Source organism: Chitinophaga sp. XS-30 (genome assembly GCF_008086345.1).
Lineage (GTDB): Bacteria > Bacteroidota > Bacteroidia > Chitinophagales > Chitinophagaceae > Chitinophaga.
This window is the reverse complement of record NZ_CP043006.1, coordinates 443,762-465,420: the sequence shown is the minus strand read 5'-3', so window position 1 is coordinate 465,420 and position 21,659 is coordinate 443,762. Positions and strand designations below refer to the sequence as shown.

At 49.6% G+C, this 21,659-nt stretch carries 20 protein-coding genes and 1 tRNA gene; 13 read left to right on the top strand and 8 right to left on the bottom strand.

The window, feature by feature from the left end; genetic code table 11:
• Positions 1-30: 30 nt before the first annotated feature.
• Genes FW415_RS01875 through FW415_RS01860 form a run of 4 tightly spaced genes read left to right on the top strand, consistent with a single transcriptional unit; the run spans position 31 to position 7,966 of the window.
• The gene (locus FW415_RS01875) at positions 31-3,228 is read left to right on the top strand and encodes a TonB-dependent receptor (RefSeq protein ID WP_148382608.1); all 3,198 of its coding nucleotides are present in this window, start codon (positions 31-33) and stop codon (positions 3,226-3,228) included.
• 17 nt (positions 3,229-3,245) lie between these two features.
• On the top strand, positions 3,246-4,895 hold the full coding sequence (locus FW415_RS01870) for a RagB/SusD family nutrient uptake outer membrane protein (protein ID WP_148382607.1): 1,650 nt from the start codon (positions 3,246-3,248) through the stop codon (positions 4,893-4,895).
• A 51-nt stretch (positions 4,896-4,946) separates the two neighbouring features.
• Positions 4,947-6,203: a glycan-binding surface protein gene (locus tag FW415_RS01865; protein WP_148382606.1), complete on the top strand. Its 1,257-nt coding sequence runs from the start codon at positions 4,947-4,949 to the stop codon at positions 6,201-6,203.
• Positions 6,204-6,208: 5 nt separating this feature from the next.
• The gene (locus tag FW415_RS01860; protein WP_210420811.1) at positions 6,209-7,966 is read left to right on the top strand and encodes an alpha-L-arabinofuranosidase; all 1,758 of its coding nucleotides are present in this window, start codon (positions 6,209-6,211) and stop codon (positions 7,964-7,966) included.
• A gap of 13 nt (positions 7,967-7,979) precedes the next feature.
• On the opposite strand, the gene FW415_RS01855 is transcribed toward FW415_RS01860, so the two are convergent.
• Positions 7,980-8,594 (bottom strand): 2'-5' RNA ligase family protein, encoded by a 615-nt coding sequence (locus FW415_RS01855; RefSeq protein WP_148382605.1) that lies wholly within the window; start codon positions 8,592-8,594, stop codon positions 7,980-7,982.
• A 130-nt stretch (positions 8,595-8,724) separates the two neighbouring features.
• On the opposite strand from FW415_RS01855, the gene FW415_RS01850 reads away from it, so the two are divergent.
• Both FW415_RS01850 and FW415_RS01845 read left to right on the top strand, forming a co-directional pair.
• Positions 8,725-8,946 (top strand): hypothetical protein, encoded by a 222-nt coding sequence (locus FW415_RS01850; protein WP_210420810.1) that lies wholly within the window; start codon positions 8,725-8,727, stop codon positions 8,944-8,946.
• A gap of 56 nt (positions 8,947-9,002) precedes the next feature.
• The gene (locus FW415_RS01845) at positions 9,003-9,680 is read left to right on the top strand and encodes an epimerase (RefSeq protein WP_148382604.1); all 678 of its coding nucleotides are present in this window, start codon (positions 9,003-9,005) and stop codon (positions 9,678-9,680) included.
• 60 nt (positions 9,681-9,740) lie between these two features.
• Here FW415_RS01845 and FW415_RS01840 read toward each other — a convergent pair whose 3' ends face one another.
• From FW415_RS01840 to FW415_RS01830, 3 genes are all read right to left on the bottom strand, one after another.
• Positions 9,741-10,226 (bottom strand): ester cyclase, encoded by a 486-nt coding sequence (locus FW415_RS01840; protein ID WP_148382603.1) that lies wholly within the window; start codon positions 10,224-10,226, stop codon positions 9,741-9,743.
• Between the two features lie 63 nt (positions 10,227-10,289).
• Complete coding sequence (locus FW415_RS01835; RefSeq protein WP_148382602.1) at positions 10,290-11,063, bottom strand: AraC family transcriptional regulator; 774 nt, start codon at positions 11,061-11,063, stop codon at positions 10,290-10,292.
• A gap of 46 nt (positions 11,064-11,109) precedes the next feature.
• On the bottom strand, positions 11,110-12,159 hold the full coding sequence (locus FW415_RS01830) for a linear amide C-N hydrolase (protein WP_148382601.1): 1,050 nt from the start codon (positions 12,157-12,159) through the stop codon (positions 11,110-11,112).
• 314 nt (positions 12,160-12,473) lie between these two features.
• On the opposite strand from FW415_RS01830, the gene FW415_RS01825 reads away from it, so the two are divergent.
• The 3 genes from FW415_RS01825 (at position 12,474) to FW415_RS01815 (ending at position 14,981) form a co-directional block, all read left to right on the top strand.
• Positions 12,474-13,409, top strand: a complete 936-nt coding sequence (locus FW415_RS01825; RefSeq protein WP_148382600.1) for a hypothetical protein — start codon at positions 12,474-12,476, stop codon at positions 13,407-13,409.
• 198 nt (positions 13,410-13,607) lie between these two features.
• Positions 13,608-14,429: a helix-turn-helix domain-containing protein gene (locus tag FW415_RS01820; RefSeq protein WP_148382599.1), complete on the top strand. Its 822-nt coding sequence runs from the start codon at positions 13,608-13,610 to the stop codon at positions 14,427-14,429.
• A gap of 72 nt (positions 14,430-14,501) precedes the next feature.
• A complete protein-coding gene (locus FW415_RS01815) occupies positions 14,502-14,981 on the top strand; it encodes a VOC family protein (protein WP_210420809.1) in 480 nt (159 codons plus the stop codon).
• A gap of 74 nt (positions 14,982-15,055) precedes the next feature.
• On the opposite strand, the gene FW415_RS01810 is transcribed toward FW415_RS01815, so the two are convergent.
• From FW415_RS01810 to FW415_RS01800, 3 genes are all read right to left on the bottom strand, one after another.
• Complete coding sequence (locus FW415_RS01810; RefSeq protein ID WP_148382598.1) at positions 15,056-15,493, bottom strand: VOC family protein; 438 nt, start codon at positions 15,491-15,493, stop codon at positions 15,056-15,058.
• Position 15,494: 1 nt separating this feature from the next.
• Positions 15,495-16,031, bottom strand: a complete 537-nt coding sequence (locus FW415_RS01805; protein ID WP_148382597.1) for a dihydrofolate reductase family protein — start codon at positions 16,029-16,031, stop codon at positions 15,495-15,497.
• Between the two features lie 62 nt (positions 16,032-16,093).
• Positions 16,094-16,456: a hypothetical protein gene (locus FW415_RS01800; RefSeq protein WP_148382596.1), complete on the bottom strand. Its 363-nt coding sequence runs from the start codon at positions 16,454-16,456 to the stop codon at positions 16,094-16,096.
• 401 nt (positions 16,457-16,857) lie between these two features.
• Here FW415_RS01800 and FW415_RS01795 point away from each other — a divergent pair, with 401 nt between their 5' ends.
• Positions 16,858-17,190, top strand: coding sequence for an ArsR/SmtB family transcription factor (locus tag FW415_RS01795; RefSeq protein WP_371417033.1), 333 nt, complete (start codon positions 16,858-16,860; stop codon positions 17,188-17,190).
• A 13-nt stretch (positions 17,191-17,203) separates the two neighbouring features.
• On the top strand, positions 17,204-17,668 hold the full coding sequence (locus tag FW415_RS01790) for an SRPBCC domain-containing protein (RefSeq protein ID WP_148382594.1): 465 nt from the start codon (positions 17,204-17,206) through the stop codon (positions 17,666-17,668).
• 118 nt (positions 17,669-17,786) lie between these two features.
• Here FW415_RS01790 and FW415_RS01785 read toward each other — a convergent pair.
• Positions 17,787-17,868: transfer RNA gene (locus FW415_RS01785), tRNA-Leu, on the bottom strand.
• Between the two features lie 154 nt (positions 17,869-18,022).
• Here FW415_RS01785 and FW415_RS01780 point away from each other — a divergent pair.
• Together FW415_RS01780 and FW415_RS01775 are read left to right on the top strand one after the other, a co-directional pair.
• Positions 18,023-20,254 carry a bifunctional (p)ppGpp synthetase/guanosine-3',5'-bis(diphosphate) 3'-pyrophosphohydrolase gene (locus FW415_RS01780; RefSeq protein ID WP_148382593.1) on the top strand — a complete coding sequence of 744 codons (2,232 nt, stop codon included), beginning with the start codon at positions 18,023-18,025 and terminating at the stop codon, positions 20,252-20,254.
• 77 nt (positions 20,255-20,331) lie between these two features.
• Positions 20,332-21,594, top strand: coding sequence for an adenylosuccinate synthase (locus FW415_RS01775; RefSeq protein WP_148382592.1), 1,263 nt, complete (start codon positions 20,332-20,334; stop codon positions 21,592-21,594).
• Positions 21,595-21,659 lie beyond the last annotated feature (65 nt).

Here is a 21,659-nt window from a genome sequence, read left to right as displayed (position 1 = left end):
AAATTCCAGGTAAATTTTAATCTTCTACGTATGAAAAAAAACAGTATTGCAAGGAGCGCATACCTTGCGGTATGGGCCATGATCTCTGCTTTGGCATTGGCTATGCCTGTTCTTGCACAAAGCCAGGGAAGCAGCCGGAAAGTCACCGGCACCATTACCGCACAGGCAACAGGCAGCCCTATTCCCGGTGCATCCATCATTATTAAAGGAACAACGACCGCTACGGCCAGCGATGAGCAGGGCAGATTTTCCATCACCGCCGAACCCGGCCAGGTCATCAGGGTTTCTTCCCTCGGTTTTGCCCCCAAAGAGCTGAAAGTGGGCAGTTCCGTAGTGATCAATGTTGGTCTTGATGACGACTACAGGACGCTCAACGACCTGGTGGTGGTGGGTTATGGTAAAATGAAAAAGACAGACCAGAGCAGCGCCCAGGTTTCCATCAGCTCGGCGGACATTGGCAGGACCATCAATACAACAATAGACCAGGCCATCCAGGGCCGGGCCGCCGGGGTATATGTGACGCAGAACTCCGGGCAGCCGGGCGGGGGAGTATCCGTGAATATCCGGGGCATTAATTCATTGAGCGGAACGAATGAACCGCTGTATGTGATCGATGGCGTGCAAATGCAGCCTGCAACCGTCTCCTATGGAAACACCAGTTCGGTTAACCCGCTGGCCGGCATCAACCCTTCGGACATTGAATCCATTGAGGTACTGCAAGGCCCCTCTGCTACGGCAGTCTATGGTTCCCGGGCTACCAACGGCGTGGTGCTTATTACCACCAAACGCGGTAAAGCCGGAACGTTCAAGGTAACCTATAATTACCTGTATTCCAGCCAGGATAAACCCGATGCCCTGCCGGTTATGACCCTGCCCCAGTTCGCTCAGATGAACAACGAAGTGGCGGCCCTGCTGGACCGTACACCGACGGCGGAGTTTCAGGACCCCTCCCTTTTGAGCAACGGCACCAACTGGCAGAACGCCCTGTTCAAAAGCGCGCCGCTGCAAAAACACCAGGTGACCGTAAGCGGAGGAGTGAACAATACCACTTATTATATGTCAGGGGAATATTTCGCCCAGGAAGGGGTGGCCATCGGCTCTGATTTCAACCGTTATTCCTTCCGCCTGAACCTGGACAACCAGGCATTTACCTGGCTGAAGCTGAGCGCCTCGCTGAACTTTTATCAAACAAAGGAAAAGCTGGCCGCTACCAGTGAGGATGTGATCAGGAATGCCATCAACCTGGCGCCCAATATCCCTGTAACGAACCCTGACGGCTCCTGGGGTGGCGCAACGGAAAACGAGTACGGCGGCAACGCCAAGTTCGCGCCGCTGAACCCTGTAGCCATTGCCAACCTCGTCAGCAACGATTACAAAAGGACCGGGGGGCTGGGCGGCGTCACCGCGGAAGTCAATATCATTAAAGGACTCGTATTCCGCACCAGTTTCAACGGGAATTTTGAGTATGCGGATGGCAGCAAGTTCACGCCTACATACCGGCTTGGCTACAATGCCAATGAAAAAGCCGTTCTGAGCGTGAACAACAACCGCAATTTTTACTGGAACCTGAACGAGCTGTTGCAGTACAACAAGGACATTGGCAAGCACAGCTTTGGCATAATGCTGAGCCATGAAGCGCAGGCATGGAATCATCAGGGCCTTTCCGCACAAAGGACCGGGTTTGCCAGCAATGACATTCCTTCCCTCAACCTCGGCGATGCGCTGGGCCAAACCACAGGAAGCTCTAAAGGCTCTGGTGCGCTGGAATCTTACCTCGGCCGCATAAACTACAGCTACGACAATAAATATATCCTGCAGCTCGCCGGAAGGGCAGACGGCTCATCCAACTTCGGGCCGGAGAACAAATGGGGATATTTTCCCTCCGTTTCCGTAGCATGGAGATTGTCTGAAGAACCGTTCATGAAAGGGGTATCCTTTATCAGCGATCTGAAAATACGGGGCGAATTAGGCACTACCGGCAACAACGGCAGCGGCGGCGCGCAATATTCCGCGCTTAATTCCGTGACCACACCCTGGGGCGCCGGCTTCCGTACAGGACAATACGGAAATGCGGGGCTCAAATGGGAATCCACGACAACAAGAAATATCGGTTTCAATATCAGTCTTTTCCGCGACAGGATACAACTGGAAGCAGACTACTATATGAAGAAAACAGATAACCTGCTGATGCCAAATCCCCTGCCTGCTTATATGGGCACCCAGGGAGAAGGCGGTATCAATCCCCCCATCGTGAATATCGGCGCCCTGCAGAACAAGGGCTTCGGCATTACGCTGAATACCGTGAATATCGATAACAAAAAAGGGTTTACCTGGAGAAGCAACTTCAATATCTCCTCTTTCAATACAAAGATCACCCGGTTCTATTCCGATGCGGCGTTCCTGTCGAGATCAGCCTGGTATATGGACAACTTTACCTCCCGTTCCGTAGTTGGACAGGCGCCCTGGCTGTTTTACGGGTACCTGGCGGAAGGGATATTCTCATCAGTTGAGGAGATCAATAAAAGCGCCATTCCCACCCAATCGGACGGCAGCAGGTTACCCGTACAGGAAAATGGCGGCGTATGGTTAGGCGATATAAAATATAAAGATCTGAACGGGGATAATATTATCGACTCAAGGGATCAGACCTTTATCGGCAATCCCTGGCCGAAGCTCACATTCGGGCTCACCAATACTTTTTCATTCCGGGGATTCGATCTGAGTATACTGTTAACCGGGGCGAGCGGCAATGATATATACAACTATCTCCGGTACACCAACGTAAACCCCGGGAACCTCAATCTGGGCCGTAACCTGTTCAGCGAAACATTTGACTATGCCCGTATTTCCACTGATGCGAGCGGCAAGACCGTTTTGCTGAACCCCGGCACCACAGTGCCCCGGATCGTAGCCTCGGATATTAACGGCAATGGCATCCGGTTCACCGATCTCTTTGTAGAAGACGGTTCCTATGTGAGGATCAAAAATGTACAGCTGGGCTATAATATCCCCGCCTCGTGGATAAGGCAGCAAAATGTGATAAAAAGCATCAGGCTCTCGGCAGGGGTGCAGAACCTGGCCACTTTTACAAAGTATAAAGGATATGATCCCGAAGTAGGCGCCTACCTGGGGAAGGAAGTGCAATTGAACAGCCAGTTCATTGGTGTGGATGCAGGCCGGTATCCGCTGACAAGGCTTTATTCCGCCGGTGTGGCGGTTGATTTCTAAAAGATAAAAATACGCTGATGAAAAAGATACACTGTAAATATCATATGATCGCCGCCACCGTTTTCCTGGCGCTGACAGGCTGCAGCAAGGATTTTCTCAACAGGCCGCCTGAAGATGCCATTGTGGACGCGAATTTTTATAGGTCTACCGAACAGGTGCTGGCAGGCACTGCGCCATTGTACAATATCGTCTGGTTTGCTTATAACGACAAAGCATCACATGGCATAGGCGATGCCAGGGGCGGCAATCTGATGTCTGGTTCCTACCAGGTGGAGAATATCCGCATGCAAACAACAGACGTTACCGCAGAGGTGTACAGTTCATGGACCTCCTTCTTTAACGTGGTTGCCCAGTCCAATATGATCATAGATAACCTCAGCAAGTACACCTCGCCGGAAGTGCCGGAAAACGTGAAACAGGCAGGTATTGCGGAAGGGCGGTTCATGCGCGGGCTGGCATACGCTTACCTTGTGCAGAACTGGGGACCGGTGCCGGTTATCGTGAACAATAATGTACTGTTGACAGATACATCCATCACCAGGAACACCGTGGAATCCGTATGGGAATTTATTATCCGCGATCTCCGCTTTGCTGCGCAGCATCTACCCGGCACTCCCGCGCTGAAAGGGCGGTTGACGAAATGGTCAGCTGAAGGCATGCTGGCGAAAATGTTCCTGACCCGCGCCGGTGTGGAAAGCTCCGGGACGCGCAGGCAGGCCGATCTGGATAGTGCCGCATGGTATGCCAAAGATGTTATAGACAACAGCGGCGCTGTGTTGATGAACAATTATGAGGACCTGTTCCTGATGAAAAACAACAACAACTCGGAAAGCCTGTTTGCCCTGCAATGGAAATATGATGGCGACTGGGGAACGCAGAACAGCGTACAGGCATTCCTGGCCTACGGATCGGAGATAACAGGCTTTGGCGACGGATGGGGAGGCGATCTCGGCGCTTCCCTGGATATACTGAAGCTGTATACCTCCGCCGATAAACGCAGGAAAGGCACTTTCATGTTCCCGGGAGACCATTACGCATATATCCATCAGGCCGTAGATGATCCCAACAACCCCGGGAAGAAAATAATACAGGAATTGCAGGTGCCCTGGAATTATGTTGGAACAGAAAGGTATAATACCCGTGCCTGGGTAAAAAAATATGTTGTAGGTCGCCCGGAAGATAACGATGGGAAAGTGACGCAACAGCATACCGAAATAAATACCTATATGCTGCGCCTTGCTGAAGTGTATCTCATTTATGCAGAAGCAGTGCTCGGCAATGCCGCTGTTACCAATGACGCATCAGCATTGATGTACTATAATGCCGTGCGCGCAAGAGCAGGGCTGCCCGCCAAAACGTCCATTACGGCAGATGATATTTTTACCGAAAGACGACTTGAACTGGCGATGGAAGGCCAGGCATGGTACGACATTGTGCGCCTGCATTACTACAATCCGCAGAAAGCGCTTTCGATACTGAATAACCAGGACAGGGGCTCTTACCGGATCATTCCCAACGCAGCAACCAATGCCACATCATGGGCGATCGCCTCTGATACGGAGGCCTATTATCCGGTTACCGAAAGCAATTTCCGTTTACCTTACCCGGCTGTGGAGATGACGGCAGCGCCGAACCTGCGAAAACCTCCTGTGCCGTATGAATTTTAACGATGCAACCGGAATGCATCCGGTATTAATCAACACAATAATAACAACGTTATGATACAGTATAAATTCACTGCTGGAAAAGGTATAAAGCTGTTGCTTCTGTGTGCGCTAACCGGTAGTTTATTCCTGACCGCCGCCTGCAGAAAAGATAACGGCATGTCCGGCCCCCCCGTGATAAAGGCCGTGAGCCTGCTGGATTCAACGCTGCGGGACAGCACATTTGTGAAAGCATTGCCCGGTACGCTTGTGCTGATCAGCGGCGAAAACCTGGGCGATATAAAAAAGGTGCTCTTCAACGACATGGAAGCCTATTTTAACCCCACCTACAATACGAACACCAGCCTCATCATCACCATACCGTCAAATGCGCCGACGGAAGCTACCCGGCCGGATGTTCCCAACAATATCAGGGTGGTGACCGGGCATGGCGAAGCTGTATATGATTTTATAGTGGATATCCCCCCTCCTTCCATTTTCGCCATTTCAAATGAAAATGCCCTGCCCGGCGACTCACTGATCATTTTCGGTTCCAGCTTGTGGCTGATAGAAAAAATAGTTTTCCCCGGAGGCCGGGAAGTGACGGCGCTTGTGGAGAATGAGGCCGGTACACGGGTTGGCATGATCATGCCGGACCTTGGAGCGGATACGGGAAGGATCATGATCATTGCCAGCTATGGCAGTACAACATCCGATGGCCCGTTGAACGACCATCAGAGCGGGAACCTTATCAGCAATCTCACAAACGACGGGGAGCCTGGTGAAAATCCCGTTTTCAACTGGGCATGGTGGGGAGCCAACAGAACGAGTGACGCGGCGCTCTTTCCCGGCACAAGGGGCGGGTATCTGCAGAATATTTTCGGGGGTGTGGGCGCTGATGACGGTGCCTGGTGGAATGGCAACCGTTCCGGCAACTTTAATGAAGTGCCCATGTTTACAAATGCTATCATGACGCAGCAGACATCTTCCTATGTGTTGAAATTCGAGATCAATACCAAAGAGCCCTGGACGGCCGGAATAAACGTATTGCGTTTCGGAGACAACTATGCGTACCGGTTCATGCCATGGGCAACGGCAGTTGACCTGTCGTTCGATACAGACGGCAAATGGCAAACAGTCACTATCCCGTTGTCGGCATTCAGAACAGCGGATAACGGTGTGGAAGGAATGGGCGCCCCGGCGGCGGTGATGGGCGACCTGCTGAAAACCGGCGGTGTGGTTGCTTTCGGGTATCGTTTTATTACGGAATCCGCCCCTGTAGACGTGTTTAATGCAGCCTTCGATAATTTCCGGATCATTAAGATAAGATAGCAATAATGATGAGAGCACTGGCGAAACGCCTTTCCTGCATCGGGTTACTGTGCCTGACAACAGCTATGGCAACCAACTGCAGGAAAGGCAATCCGAACCGCAAGACAGACAACAATAATGACAATGATACCACCGCAACGGTGGTGATACCGGAAGACCCTCCCGTAGCAGCGTCCATCGGTTTTTTTATGGACAGATGGGAGGAGCGGAGATTTGAAGCGCCGGCATTCACGGAGGCAACGGTGCCGTCCGTTACCACGGATACCGTTATTGTGGATGCGTCAACGATCGTTTCAAAGATATCCCCCGGTTTGTTCGGGGACAACAGCAATTTATATCAGACGCAGATGGTGACCGAACCGGTGCTGCTGAACCATATCACTTTGCTGCGCCCCGGCATCATCCGCTATCCCGGCGGGAACCTCAGCAGTGTTTTCTTCTGGAACGCTTTGCCGGACCGTCCGCCTGCCGATGCGCCTGCCATGCTGAGGGACGCCTCCGGCAACCAGGTGCCGTCCGGTTACTGGTATGGCGGCAATACCGCCGGTTGGACCCTGTCGCTGGACAACTACTACAAAATGTTGCACCTGACCGGTAATGAAGGCATGCTGACCGTAAACTATGGCTATGCCCGGTACGGCACAGGAGAAGATCCCGTGGCGGCTGCCGCACACCTGGCTGCCGACTGGGTGCGGTACGACAATGGGCGCACCCGTTACTGGGAAATAGGCAACGAAAGCAACGGCGCCTGGCAGGCCGGTTACAGGATTGACGTAACGCAGAATAAAGACGGGCAACCCCAGTTCGTTACCGGCGATCTCTATGGCAGGCATTTTAAAGTGTTTGCGGATTCCATGCGCAAAGCAGCGGCCGAAATATCTAAAACCATCTACATAGGGGCGCAGTTGCTGGAACATGAACCGGCATCATGGGCCACGTCCACCGATAAGGAATGGAACAGCGGTGTATTGAAGCAGGCAGGGAACGCCGCCGATTATTTTATTGTACACAGCTATTTTACGCCCTTTAATACCAACTCCAATCCGCCTGAGGTGCTCGCCTCCGCCAAAGCAGTCGCCAAAGCCATGTACGATCATGTGGAGGCATCCGTAACAGCAGCAGGCGCGGACATGAAGCCGCTGGCATTAACAGAATGGAACATCTTTGCTACCGGCTCAGGGCAAATGGTATCGCAGGTGGCGGGCATGCATGCTGTAATGGTTTTGGGAGAACTGATGAAAAACCGCTTCGGGATGGCAAGCCGCTGGAACCTGGCCAACGCATGGGATAATGGTGATGACCACGGTTTGTTCAGCCAGGGAGAGGCAGTTTCCGGAGAAGCGAAATGGTCGCCCAGGCCTGCATTTTACTACCTCTATTTCTTCAGAAAATTCCTGGGTGACCGGTATATTCATGCCTTTGCGACAGATAGCCAGGCAAACATCAATGCATATGCCTCTACATTCAGTTCGGGAGAGGTGTCACTGGCGCTGGTCAATGGCAACACCACGGCCAAAAATGTGCAGGTCCGTTTCCGGAACTTCAATCCCGGCGGGCGTTTTTACTGGTACACCATCACCGGCGGGGAAGGGAAGACCGGTTTCTCAAGAGCGGCTTACGTGAACGGGAACGGCCCTTCCGGTACAATTGGCGGCCCTGCGGGTTATGCTACGCTGAAGGCTTATGGGGCTGGTGCTGAAAATGGTGTGAAAGTGAACCTTCCTCCTATGTCAGTGGTATGCCTGGCTGTGGAAAAGGAATAGGTTTTTGCACCGGTTACAGGATCTTTTTGCCGCCTTGCAGCACACTGCTTTCGGCAGCGGCAAGCGGTATTTTCGCCAGCAGAGTATAATGTTCCTGTTCTCCGGTTTTCTTCAGGATGGTCACGCTATTGCAAAGGAAGGAGTCGTACCGGTTGAAATCCTGCACCGGCACCTTTGCGAAATTTTTTGCCGGAATTTTTTTAGCGATGGTAAGATGCGGGGTGATCCCTTTGCGGTTCCCGAACTCGCTGGATATCCATGCATGGAGGATGTTGACGGGTTCCGGGTTGCTGATGCGCAGTACAAGCGATCTGGATGCCCGGCCATGTGCAAACACCTCTGCGCCATTGAGACTGATGGTAAAGCCGTGCAGGTTCGTCAGTGCGCGGCGGACCTTGCCGGTCACCAGTTCATCGTTTTCCCGCATGCGCAGTTTCAGGAGTGAAATATGCGCGATCGAATGCAGGTTATCTTCGCCGACCGGCACGATCTTGTGCAGCTTCTTTTTCATCGCCCTGATCTTTTCGATCAATGCAGAGGGGGGAGAAATGAGCAGGAAGTACTCGCAGGGTGTGTACGCCTGCGGGATATCTTCGGGTGCGAATAAGGATAGTTGTCCGGAGCGCATGGAGGATGGAAGTTTGGCACTCCTGAAGATCGTGTTTTTTGGCGGAATGAATGCTACGATGGCGCAAAGCACCCCGAGATTGTCGCGTTTACGCCGCCTGAATAAGCAAATGCTGACTTAAGTTTGGGGTATGAAAAAAGACACCTTGAAAATGGTGGAAGGTCTGCCGCCCCGCCTGGCGAAACCGGCTGTGCGGGCATTGCATCATGCGGGTTATACCAGGCTGGAGCAGCTGACGAATGTCAGTGAGCCGGAGCTGGCGCGCCTGCATGGCATAGGGCCCAATGCGCTGGCGCAGTTGCGGGAGGCGCTGGATGCGAGAGGATTGTCCTTTGCGAATGGAAGATCGTAACCGCTAAAGTTCCCCGTTTATCGGAAATTCAAAGTAATTTCCCGGAAAATATCCAGATGAACAATCCAGCAATACGGGCCATCATCACAGGCACTACGGGAATGGTCGGGGAAGGTGTACTGCACGAATGCCTGCAGGACCCGCGGGTAGAAGCCGTACTGATCATCAACCGCAAACCGCTGGGCCTTACCCACCCCAAGTTAACCGAGATCATCCATACAGATTTCTACGACATCTCTCCCATAACATCACAACTGTCCGACTACAATGCCTGTTTTTTCTGCCTCGGCATATCTTCCGTGGGTATGAACGAAGCCGATTATTTCAAAGTGACCTATACGCTCACCATGCATGTAGCCGGTATCTTAAGCAGCCTGAACCCTGATATGACGTTCTGCTATATTTCCGGCGCCGGTACGGACAGTAGCGAAAAAGGCGGCAGCATGTGGGCCAGGGTGAAAGGCAAAACGGAGAACGACCTCATGAAATTGCCTTTCCGCACCGTGTACGCCTTCCGGCCGGGATTCATCAAACCCGTTCCGGGCCTGTCCAACGCCCACAAGTTCTATCGTTATATCGACTGGATGTTCCCGGCCGGGAGAGCCTTGTACCCGAAAGGTTTCTGTACGCTCACCGAGCTGGCCCGCGCCATGATCTATGTGGTGCATAACCCTTACGATAAGAAGATAGTGGATGGCAAAGGGATCATAGAACTGGCGGCTATTGAAAGCTGAGGGGACAATTGCCGGGCGGGAGCGCAAAAGCCGCCTCCGGCGCTTTTTTGCACCGGAAAGCTAGGTTTTCCTGCCCAGTGTGGTCAGGTCTTCCGGCAATATACCCAGTTGCTGCATAAAGCTCAGCCTGTCCGTGTACACCTGCGTGCCGGTTACCATGCCGTTTTTCAGCACATAAACGGCCATCCCGGTATTTGAGACCGTTTTGCCCGTGGCGGGGATGTGCTGGAACTGCCCGCGGTGTGTTCCGGTGAACGTCCATCTGACGAATACTTTATCGCCTTCCGCGATCATTTCTTCTACTTTCCATTGCGCATCCGGGAATGCCGCGACGATCTCTTCAATGGCGTTCCGGAACCCCGCCGGGCCTTTAACGCCCTTTACGCCGGTATATTCCGCCGCAATGAAATCATTCAGCCGTTCGGAGTGCCTGCCGTTAATGGCTTCGGCGTAGATCTTCCCTACGGTTTTCCTGTTTTGCTCCGCCGTTCCCTGGGCCTGCGAAAGCGCAGGAATAAGCATCATAGCCATGACGAGTGGTTTCATATGTTTGATTTTTTCACAAAGTTATCCGGGCCCGGCGGCCGGGAATTGTAAAAAATCAGTGATCTACCAGTAACGGGCGGAGGCAAAGAAGTCTTTGGGCGTTTGGCCGGTGAAGAGGCGGAAGTCTTTGATGAAATGGGACTGATCGAAATACCCGGCTTCATACGAGGCCGCGGTCAGGGAGGGGAAGGAGGAATATCGTTCGATGAGGTGCCGCAGTCGGATAATGGAGGCGTATTGTTTAGGCGTGGCGCCTATCTGGCTCCTGAACCTTTTTTCAAGGGCATCCTGGCTGATGTACAGGGCCTGTGCCAGTTCCTTCACACGCGCCGTCCCGTGCTGTATTTTGATGGTTTGCAGCACCTGGCGGATAAGCGGGTCGGTTTTGCCGGGCAGCATCCTGTTCAGCAGAAATGTTTCCATGATCCCGATCCGTGCGGGATGATGCGGTGCTGCGGCGAGGCGCTGCAGTATCTCTTCCAGTTCCCTGCGGGGAAAGAGATTTTCGGAGGAAATGCTTTGCCCGAACAGTTCATGCGCCGGCATCCTGCTGAAAGCGGCCATTCCTCCTTCGCGTAATATCACCAGCAGATTGGCCGTGCCCTTCGTGTAGTGAAAGCTGCGGCCGGACCGTCGCAACCCGGATACGGCGCCGGAAGGTACAGGCGCATTGCCGCCATCTGCGATATGCAGGATATTGCCCATATACCGGAATGCCATCACCAGCGCGGTATCCGGGATGGTATGGCTGTCAAATTCCACGTCACTTTCTATGATGACGAATTCCCGGATGAAGGGAGCAAGTATTGCGGAAGGAGGGAATTTCCTGATTTGCATGGCCTGCTAAAATTAAGGAAACCCCGGAAGATGGGCGGTGGAAATATCATTCCAGCCCCTGGAATTTAAAAGGAGCGCTTTTTACGAAGGACTTGGCCGCATTGCCCGCATATACTTCCCCTTTTGTGAGGTTGAGCTTTTTTACCGCTGCCTTCGGGGAAAAATCGATGTCCTTGAAGTTGACCCAGAAAGTATTCGGCGTGAGCACGGATTCAAAATAGTACACCAGGTTTTTATGATCGGAAACCGTTCTCCAGCGGGTAGAGGAAATGTTCGGCTGGCCTTCCGTAGAAATGCCGAAAGGCACGGAACAGTTCCGGATGACGCTGAATACGCTGGCTACGGCAACGTGGGTGTTATCTGTTTTGGGAATGGCATCTATGTAAAAAGCAGCCCTGGCAAAGCGGTCTGATGCGCGGTTGGTGCCCGGCAGAACAACGGTGCCGCCAATATCCTTCCAGTATTCATTCAGCGCAAGCTGCCTGTCGAAGACCGGAGAATTGGTCATTACCGTGTAGGCCGCATCGTGATGGATGATAAGTTTGCCGTTGATATATTCGAAGATGGCGTTGTCGCCTGTTGCGTCGGAGAGGGAGAGGTGCAGCGTGGCCAGCCTGTCCTGCCCCGGCACCTTTTCCGTGATCACCACAAATTCCTCCTTTTCCATTGCTTTCACGGCTTCGTTCACCGTTGCAAAATTGTCCAGCACGTACTGCGCCCAGGCGGCGATGGTCAGGCCTGGCTTGCTTTGGTCCCATTCGGGGTAACCGGATTCCACCAGCCAGAGCACATTGGCCACCAGCCCTTTTTCATTCATGCCGTCCGTAGTGGAGATGTCGTAGCCCGAGGCGATAACGCTGCCGTACCTGGATGTCCATTTAAGGGAATGCGGCCCTACGGCGCCGTTGCGTGCCATGCCCCTGGGGAAGATCCAGAGATTGGTCAATACGTCTTCCTGCCAGTCCATAGACCTGGCGGTGAGAATGATATTGTTCAGTCCTTTGTACACTACACGGGTACAGCCGAATCCGTTTTGCACGATAGTGCCGGCAGAGAGGATGGCTGCCAGGAAAGCCGATTTGATGAAGGTGTTCATGGCGAAGTGTTTTTGGTTAGAAACAAACGGGGTATTGTTTTGGTTTGACGCCCAGGGTATTTTATCTTCTTTACTAATATACTGAAATATTCCCTGATGGGGTGCGATGGCTTTGCGGAAAATAATTCCCTATCTTGGATGACGTGAACATTTCCCTATCCCCCTTTTAAATCGCCAAGCATGAACTCCATCGAACTGGTCATTAGAGAAGTATTTGATTTTGTCTTTAACTATTTCAGGATTCTCTTCAGCATCATGCGGCAACCCCGGTTATTTATCGTGCCAAACCAGAAAACATTATCTAAATTGTAAATATGACCGATAAGAATAAGAAAATAATATCCTGGCTGCTTGAGGGAGACGTGTCTATTCAATATCAGACATACAGAGACTTATTGGATGATGACAGGCCAAGGCTCAGAAAGAAAATTGAATCCAAAGGCTGGGGATTGCAGTTCCTATCCTGCCGGCACCCAAACGGGCTTTGGGGGAAGGATTTCTATCAGCCGAAATGGACGTCAACTCACTACACTTTGTTGGATTTAAGAAATACCTGCATTTCTCCTGAGAACAAAATAATATGCGAAACCCTGAATGCTATTTTTAAAAACCTGAAAGGAGCCGATGGGGGAATATTACCTGTTGGAACCGTTAAGAAAAGTGATGTTTGCATCAATGGAATGGTTTTGAATTATTCGTCATACTTTCATGTAAATGAGGAGTTGTTGAAATCAGTTGTTGACTTCCTGCTATCTGAGAAAATGAAAGATGGAGGATTTAACTGTCAGTCAAACCGGAAGGGAGCAGTACACAGTTCATTGCACTCTACGCTCTCCGTTCTTGAAGGTATTCTTGAATACGAAAACAGCGGATACAAGTACAGATTGGACGAATTACGAAATGCAAAACGCTCATCTCAGGAATTTATCCTGACGCACAGGTTATTTCGCTCAGATAAAACGGGGGAAGTGATCAATCCAAACTTTTTGAAACTATGCTATCCACCACGCTGGCATTACGATATTCTTAAAGCAATGGACTACTTCCAGTTTGGCAAAGTGAAATATGATAGCAGGATGGAAGAGTCGATCGACATAATTAAAAGCAAAAGAAATAAAGAGGGACTATGGAAATTGCCTGCAAACTACCCTGGACAAACGCATTTTGACATGGAGAAACCCGGAAATCCCAGCCGCTGGAATACATTAAGGGCATTGAGAGTTTTGAGATTTTATAAAAAAGATGAATGAACAACAGGCACCAACTTTACCCTTGCGGTGTTACGGAGTCTGAAAGGAAGGCGCCCTACCAGGAAGTGCTATCTGCGTTTGGTTATTCCGCTAATCTCATCTATACTTGTTGTTTCTGGTTTGTCAGGATATTTTGGAGCGATCTGCGACCGCCGGAAAACCCGTTGTGCGGCACGCTGATCAAACAACATCCATCCCATGAACTATCAGACATTTAAACCGCATCCGGACCTGGAGGCGCTTGTGAAGTGCTACTGGACTTTGGAAGTTCCGGCGGAACCTGATGCGCCAAAACAACGAATAATTCCGGACGGCTGCATTGAAATGGCTTTTATCCTTGGAGATGATATAAAACGGTACACATCAGCAACAAGTTTCATCCTGCAACCCCGCGCAATGGTACTTGGGCAGATCATTGATCCTTTATATATTCAACCAACCGGCTACGTCAACACATTTGCCATCCGGTTTTATCCATATGGTTTTGCCAATTTTGTAACCACACCAATAAAAGAGCTGTCTGATAAAGAAATACCGGTAGCAATCCTTTTTGGAAACAGGGTTTCGAAGGCGTTGGAACGAAAAATCGTTCAGGCAAAAGACACAGGGGAACGAATAGAAATTATGGAAAAGTTCCTATTGACTGCAATCAACCGTAAAACAACTATTGACAAGATTGTAAAGACAACAATTGATGCCCTTGTGTCAACAAGTGGTAAAAGTCCCATTAATAACATACTTGAAAACGATCTGTCAAAAAGAAGGCAGCTGGAAAGAAATTTCTCCAAACAGATCGGCATCAGTCCAAAGCAATTAGGCAAAGTAATCAGGTTGCAGGCCGCTTTGAAAATGCTGCTTGGCGATAGATCTGGAAACCTTGCCAATATCGCCTACGAAAGCGAGTATTATGACCAGGCACATTTCATAAGGGATTTTAAGGAGTTTACCGGTACAACCCCGACAGCGTTTATGAAAGATGAGCATATGATGCTTTCCGCTGTAATGTGCAGGAAAGACTAGGTGTGTCGCATTTGTACAATACCGGCTTTAAAACGCGTTGTAATTTAGCTGCATCCAATCTGAGAAGGAAGTATGAAAAAGTTTTTTCCCTGTATGGCGTTGGTTGCAGCCGGCCTTATTGCCTGTGCCGACCGCAACAAATTGAATGAACAACCGCAAAATAAAATTAAAACAGAGAACAGTATGAGTAATTTGGTTTCCATAATCGAGATACCCGCTGCTGACCTCGGCAGGGCAATAAAATTCTACAGCGCCATTTTAGGGGTCAGTATTGAAGAAGCTGAAATGGGAGATGTAAAAATGGGCGTTTTCCCAGCTGAAGAAGGAACTGTGAATGTGGTTTTAGCCAATGGAAGTGATTATACACCTACGGCCAGCGGGAGTGTGCTCTACCTGAATGGAGGAGATGATTTACAGATCATTTTAGACAAGATCGCGGCCAATGGCGGAGAAATAATTATGCCCAAAACAGCGATAAGTCCTGAAATGGGTTTCTATGCCCTGTTTACTGATACTGAAGGGAATAAACTGGGATTGCATTCAGCCAACTAGGAAGAAAAGTATGGTCGCATAACAGCGGTTTGGGCGTCAGGGGGGCGAATGCTTCATTTGACGCTTGTGTTATTTTACAAGTTGTCAATCGGCTTGTGATCAATTGCGTTATTGTCTTTGTCAAGTGTTACAAAGGAATTTTGGGCGATTTCAATTATGTTCCCTTCAATATCCGAAAAATAGAAGAAGATACCACCAAATGGGGCTTCTGTCGGGGCCTTCAAAATTTTTACTTTGTCTTTCAGTTGGTCGTAAAGCGCTAACACGCTTTCTTTACTGTCAACATTGTAGCCAATAGTCACTGAACGAAAACCTTGCCCTTTGTGGTCAACGCCTATAAAGTCGGCAAGTATTTTTTTGTTGCAAATACTCAATAAAAATCCATTGAATTTATAAAAGGCTACGTCTTTATTTTCCGCAACTGTTGTCCAGCCTAAAACTTGTCCATAAAAATGTTTCATTTCGTTCAAGTCGTCCGCTCCAATTGTTAATACGCTAATTCGTTGTTCCATACTATTTTTTTCGCTTGTAATGCAATTGTGTTAATCCTGTATCAAATGATTTTGCGCTAACAAGTTCAAGTTGCTGTTCTGGCCTGCTGTCTTTGAATAATCTTGTACCGTTGCCAACTAGAATCGGTATTATGGAAATTATAATTTCGTCTATCAGGTCGTGTTGTAATAGCTCATTTATAATTTCTGCTCCACCATCACAGTAAATATTTTTTTCCCCTTTCTCGGATTTTAACCGGTACACCAGATCTGTTAAGTTTCCTGCATAAAATGTAGTTCTGCCAATACCTGGCCTTTCAGTTCTTGTTATTACATACACGTCTTGTTGTCCGTTGTCGTAATGTGAAGGGCCAATTTCTTTAAGCACATAATCATAGGTCTTTCTCCCAATAATTATGGTGTCTATGTTTTTCGTAAATTCTTTATAACCGTAGTCTTCTCCCTCCTTTTCAACTAATCTCAAAAAGCTAAGGTCGTCATTTGGTTTTGCAATGTAGCCGTCTAAACTTGTCGCTATAAAAAGTGATAATTTTCGCATTTAGTTATTATTTTATCGCCTGTTTCATGTTGTGGCGTGCATTGATAGCGGTTCGTGTTTTTCTATTCAGATATTCGATTTTTTTCCTGAATACAGTACGATGTTATAGTCTGTAGTTTGTTGTTGCCGTTGAATTCATAGACATCACATGCAGAAACAAAATTTGCTTTTTTATCATCACGAATGAATTCCGCTGTTCCGCATACAGCAACCAGGTTGTTATCTGCTATCATATTTGTCATTTTGAAATTTGTTGTTACCGATTTAAAATAGCTGGAAACTTGTTCGCAGTTGTTCATTACCGCTTTCTTGCAGTCGAAATAATTCTCGCCTACAACGGTCCATAGTACATTGTCCGCAAGATACTGAAAGGTCAATTCAAATTCTCCATTTGAAAATGCTTTTGCTATTTCTGTCTTGGTCATATTGTCGATATTAATTATAACGTGTTGTGCTCCTATGTTTGCAACAAACATTCTATAAAGTTAAGACACCGGTAGTTTAGTAAAAAGTGAAAAAGGGTGAACCTCTCTGTTATTCTATCTATTTGATTTTGAACAGAATGTAAGGAATTGCCCCATGTAGTTGATATCCAGAGTATCCAATCAGGAGACAAAACGAAGAGGAATATTTAACTTTTGTAAATATCTATAGGCTATGTATAAAATGAGCACCGGTTTGCATCGCACCGACTGTCAGGCTAAATCATTCTGCGGGTTAGCAGGAAAAGCCGGTTTTCTGCTGGCCTGGTTACATTTCATTCCCCTCAACAATGAAAAAATATCTTTTGGTAAGTGTTCGCTTATTTGTGTAAGCGAACACTTACTTGTTATACTTGGCCATCTCATCCAGGAGAGATATATTCCAGGCAATTGCTGATCCAACCAGGAGAAAGATTATAGATCTTATCTCGAAACACCCCATGAATCTTAAAACGCTGGCAGAGTATTTCGACATCAGCCGACCTGCTATTTCCCAGCAAGTCAAAATTCTGGATGAATGCGGATTGGTGGAAATAAAAAGAGCGGGTAGAGAAACATTCTGCTCGCTCAGGCCCAGGCAACTGAAGAAAATTGCAGATTGGGCTGATCAATATTCAAGACTTTGGGAAGAAAGAATTGACTCGTTTGAGATATACGTTAACAAATTGCACACTTAAAAAGGCAAACACAATGGAAAGTCTGAATGAAATCAGTAAAAGGGTGCTTACATTGAAAAAGACATTCAATGTGCCCAGGCAAACAGTATGGGAGGCGTGGACCAGCGCTGAACATATTGTTCAATGGTGGGCACTTGCCGGAATGCATGTGACAGTAGTTTGCCACGAATTCAAGGTGGGTGGCAAATGGAAGTACGTTATGCCGATGCCGGATGGCAGTGAATTTATTTCCGAAGGCATTTATTCCGAGATTGTTCCTCCGGAGAAGATTGTGACTTCCGCGGACTTCAGGCCGATGACAGCAGGTGTGACCATATATGTATTATTTGAAGAAAGGGGAGATAAAACCGACTTTACCTTCAGTGTTATTCATCCTACAGAAGAATATTGCCGGCAACAGGAAGAAATGGGGTTTTATAATGGCTGGGGAGCTGCATTTGACAGATTGGGAAACTATATAACAGGGTTGGTGAGGTGAAACTGCTGTGACCGCTACCGCCGGAAAATATCCTCTATAATACGCACGGCTGGATTGCCAGGGATACCAAAAGGAAAGGGCCATCTTTACCGAAAGACAGCCCATCTTAATTTGATTGTGCGGATGAAGGGACTCGAACCCCCATGCCTCGCGGCACCAGATCCTAAGTCTGGCGTGTCTACCAATTTCACCACATCCGCCTGCGCTCCATTTTAAGGATTGCAAAGGTATCGTTTTTCGGTAATTATAAAAATATTCCCCGCATCTACCCCGCATTACCATGCATAATTAAATGATTATCAATTTAAACAGCCGTTTTCTTTCCTGCTGCCGATTTCGTAATTTTGTTATTGCATGGAAACGATGACCGTTCAAAAATATAATCTCGACGAAGAACAGGAAAAGAAAGAGATCGTCCGGCATTACCGGGCCCTGTTGAGGGCGCTCAAACCCCGTTTGAAGAAAGGCGACCGTGAGTTGGTACGTACTGCCTTTGAAATGGCAGCGGACGCCCATAAAGATATGCGCCGCAAATCCGGTGAACCATATATCCTCCACCCCCTGGCCGTAGCCCAGATCACCGTGGAAGAAATAGGGTTGGGGGTGCGCTCCGCCATCTGCGCCCTGCTGCACGATACCGTGGAAGACACCGAGGTTACGCTCGAAGACGTGGAAAGGGAGTTTGGTATAGAGATCGCCAACATCGTCAACGGCCTCACCAAGATCTCCAATGTCATCGATTCCAATACCAGCACCACCCAGGCGGAAAACTTCAAGAAAATACTGCTCACCCTGGCGGATGACCCCCGCGTCATCCTCATCAAACTGGCGGACCGCCTGCACAACATGCGCACGCTGGACAGCATGAGCCGGGAGAAACAGCTCAAAATAGCCTCCGAAACCGTATTTATCTACGCTCCCCTGGCCCACCGCCTCGGCCTGTACATCATCAAAAGCGAGCTGGAAGACCTCGCCATGAAGTACACGGAACAGGATAAATACCGGGAGATCGCCAAAAGGCTCAAGGAGACCAAACGCGAACGCACCCGCTATATCAACGAATTCATCAAACCTATCAAGGAAGTGCTCCAGGAAGAAGGTTATACCTTCGAGATACACGGCCGCCCCAAAAGCATCCACTCCATCTGGAACAAGATCAAGACAAAGGGTGTGGAGTTCGAACAGGTGTACGATCTTTTTGCCATCCGCATCATCCTGGATTCACCGATAGACAAGGAAAAAGCGGATTGCTGGAAAGTATATTCCATCATCACCGATTTTTACCACCCCAGCCCCGAACGCACCCGTGACTGGCTCAGCAACCCCAAAAGCAACGGCTACGAAGCCCTGCACGTGACCGTAATGGGCCCCAACGGCAAATGGGTGGAAGTGCAGATACGGAGCAAAAGGATGAACGACTATGCGGAAAAAGGCGTAGCCGCCCACTGGCGCTATAAAGAAGGGAACCAGTCCGTGCAGGAATCGAAGTTCGACCAGTGGTTCAACCAGATCCGCGAAATACTCAGCAGTCCCGATTCCAATACGCTGGACTTCCTGGCAGACTTCAAAAGCAACCTCTTCACTGAAGAAATATACGTCTACACCCCCAAAGGGGACCTCAAGATACTGCCGGTGAACTCCACCGCCCTGGATTTTGCCTACTCCATCCACAGCGCCGTGGGCAACAAGTGCATCGGCGCCAAGGTCAACTACAAACTCGTGCCGCTCAGCCACAAGCTGCGGAGCGGGGACCAGGTGGAGATCATCACCTCCAACAAGCAGAAACCTTCAGAGGACTGGCTCAACTTTGTGCTCACCGCCAAAGCCAAAAGCAAGATCAAGGACGCGCTCAAGGAAGAAAAGCGCAAAGTGGCCATGGACGGCAAGGAACTGCTGGAGCGCAAGCTGGACCATATCAAGGCCTCCGCCAGCCAATACAACATTAACGAACTGGTGCAGTTCTATAAACAACCGTCGCCGCTGGACCTTTACTACCAGATAGCGGTGAAGAATATAGACCTGAAGGAACTGAAGCAGTTCCATGTGCTGGGAGACAAGCTGGAACCGCCCAAACCGGTGAAAGTGCACGAGCCGCAGCCGGAAGAGCATCATAAACAGGTATCCAAAAAGGATGCGGAACTGATCATCTTCGGGGAAAGCTCGGACAAGATCGCTTACAAACTGGCCAACTGCTGCCGCCCCATCCCCGGAGACGATGTATTCGGCTTCGTGACCGCCAGCGAAGGCCTGAAGATCCACCGCACCAACTGTCCGAATGCCGCACAGCTGCTGGCCCACTACGGCCACCGCGTGGTGAAGACGAAATGGGTCAAAAACCGCGAAATATCCTTCCTCACCGGTCTCCGGATCATCGGGATGGACGATGTGGGCGTGATCCACAAGATCACCAATATCATCTCCGGCGAGCTGAAGATCAATATAGCCGGGCTCACCATCGAATCCAAAGAAGGGCTGTTCGAGGGCCTGATCAAGGTTTTTGTGCATGACAAGGACGAGCTGGATGAGCTGGTGGACCGCCTGAAAGGACTGGACGGCATCCAGAGCATCAGCAGGCTGGAAGACTAGGATTATTTATTTCTCCCTTAATTCATTCAATCGCCTTATTTTTGCTCCTCTTTTAAACCATAAATCAAAGATCAAAAATGGTAGATGTACTGCTGGGGCTGCAATGGGGCGATGAAGGCAAAGGCAAGATCGTAGATTACTTTGCGGGCAAATATGACATAATAGCCCGATTCCAGGGCGGCCCCAACGCGGGTCATACCCTGTATGTCGATGGTCAGAAAGTGGTGCTGCACACCATTCCTTCCGGCGTTTTCCACTCCAATACCCTCAACCTCATCGGCAATGGCGTGGTGCTGGACCCGGTTACCTTTAAAAAGGAATGCGAAAAAGTGGCCGCACTGGGCATTGACCTCAAAAAGAATCTTTTCATTGCAGAGAAGACCCACATCATCGTACCTACCCACCGCGCGCTGGACAAGGCTTCCGAGCTGAGCAAAGGCCTGGAGAAGATCGGCTCCACCCTCAAAGGGATAGGGCCTGCGTATATGGACAAGACCGGCCGCAACGGCCTCCGTGTGGGCGATGTGATGCATCCTGATTTTGAAGCGGCCTACGGCAAGCTCAAGACCAAGCACCTGCAACTGCTGGCCAACTACGATTTTACCGAAGATATCACCGAATGGGAAAAGGAATTCTTTGAAGCCGTGGCTTTCCTGAAAGAAATGAACATCGTGAGCGGCGAATACTGGCTCAACGGATACCTCAAAGCCGGCAAAAAAGTGCTGGCGGAAGGCGCCCAGGGAAGCATGCTGGATGTGGATTTCGGCACATACCCCTTTGTAACCTCCTCTAATACCATCTCCGCCGGCGTTTGCACCGGCCTGGGCATTGCCCCGAAATGGATCGAGGAAGTGATCGGCGTGACAAAAGCCTACTGCACCCGCGTGGGCAGCGGCCCCTTTCCCACTGAACTGGAAGATGAGACCGGGGAAACCCTTCGCAAGGCCGGTAACGAGTTCGGCGCCACCACAGGCCGCCCCCGCCGCTGCGGCTGGATAGACCTCGTTGCCCTGGATTATACCTGCATGCTAAGCGGTGTCACCCAACTGGTCATGACAAAAAGCGACGTACTGGACGCATTTGACCAGGTAGATGCCTGTGTTGCATACGAGATTGACGGTAAGCAGACAAAAGAAATGCCTTTCCAGCTGAACGGCCTGAGTATCAAACCCGTACTGGAACACTTTGAGGGATGGACGGAAGCAACAGCAGACAGCGCGGCATATGACACATTGCCAGCCGAAATGAAGAAATTCCTGTCTTTTGTGGAAAGCTATCTGAACGTACCCGTACAATACGTGTCAAACGGCCCTGGAAGGGACCAGATCCTCGAAAAGTAAAGTCAAAAAAATACAAAAAAAACAGTCAAAAAAAAATTTGGCTAATCAAAAAAACTGTTAAAACT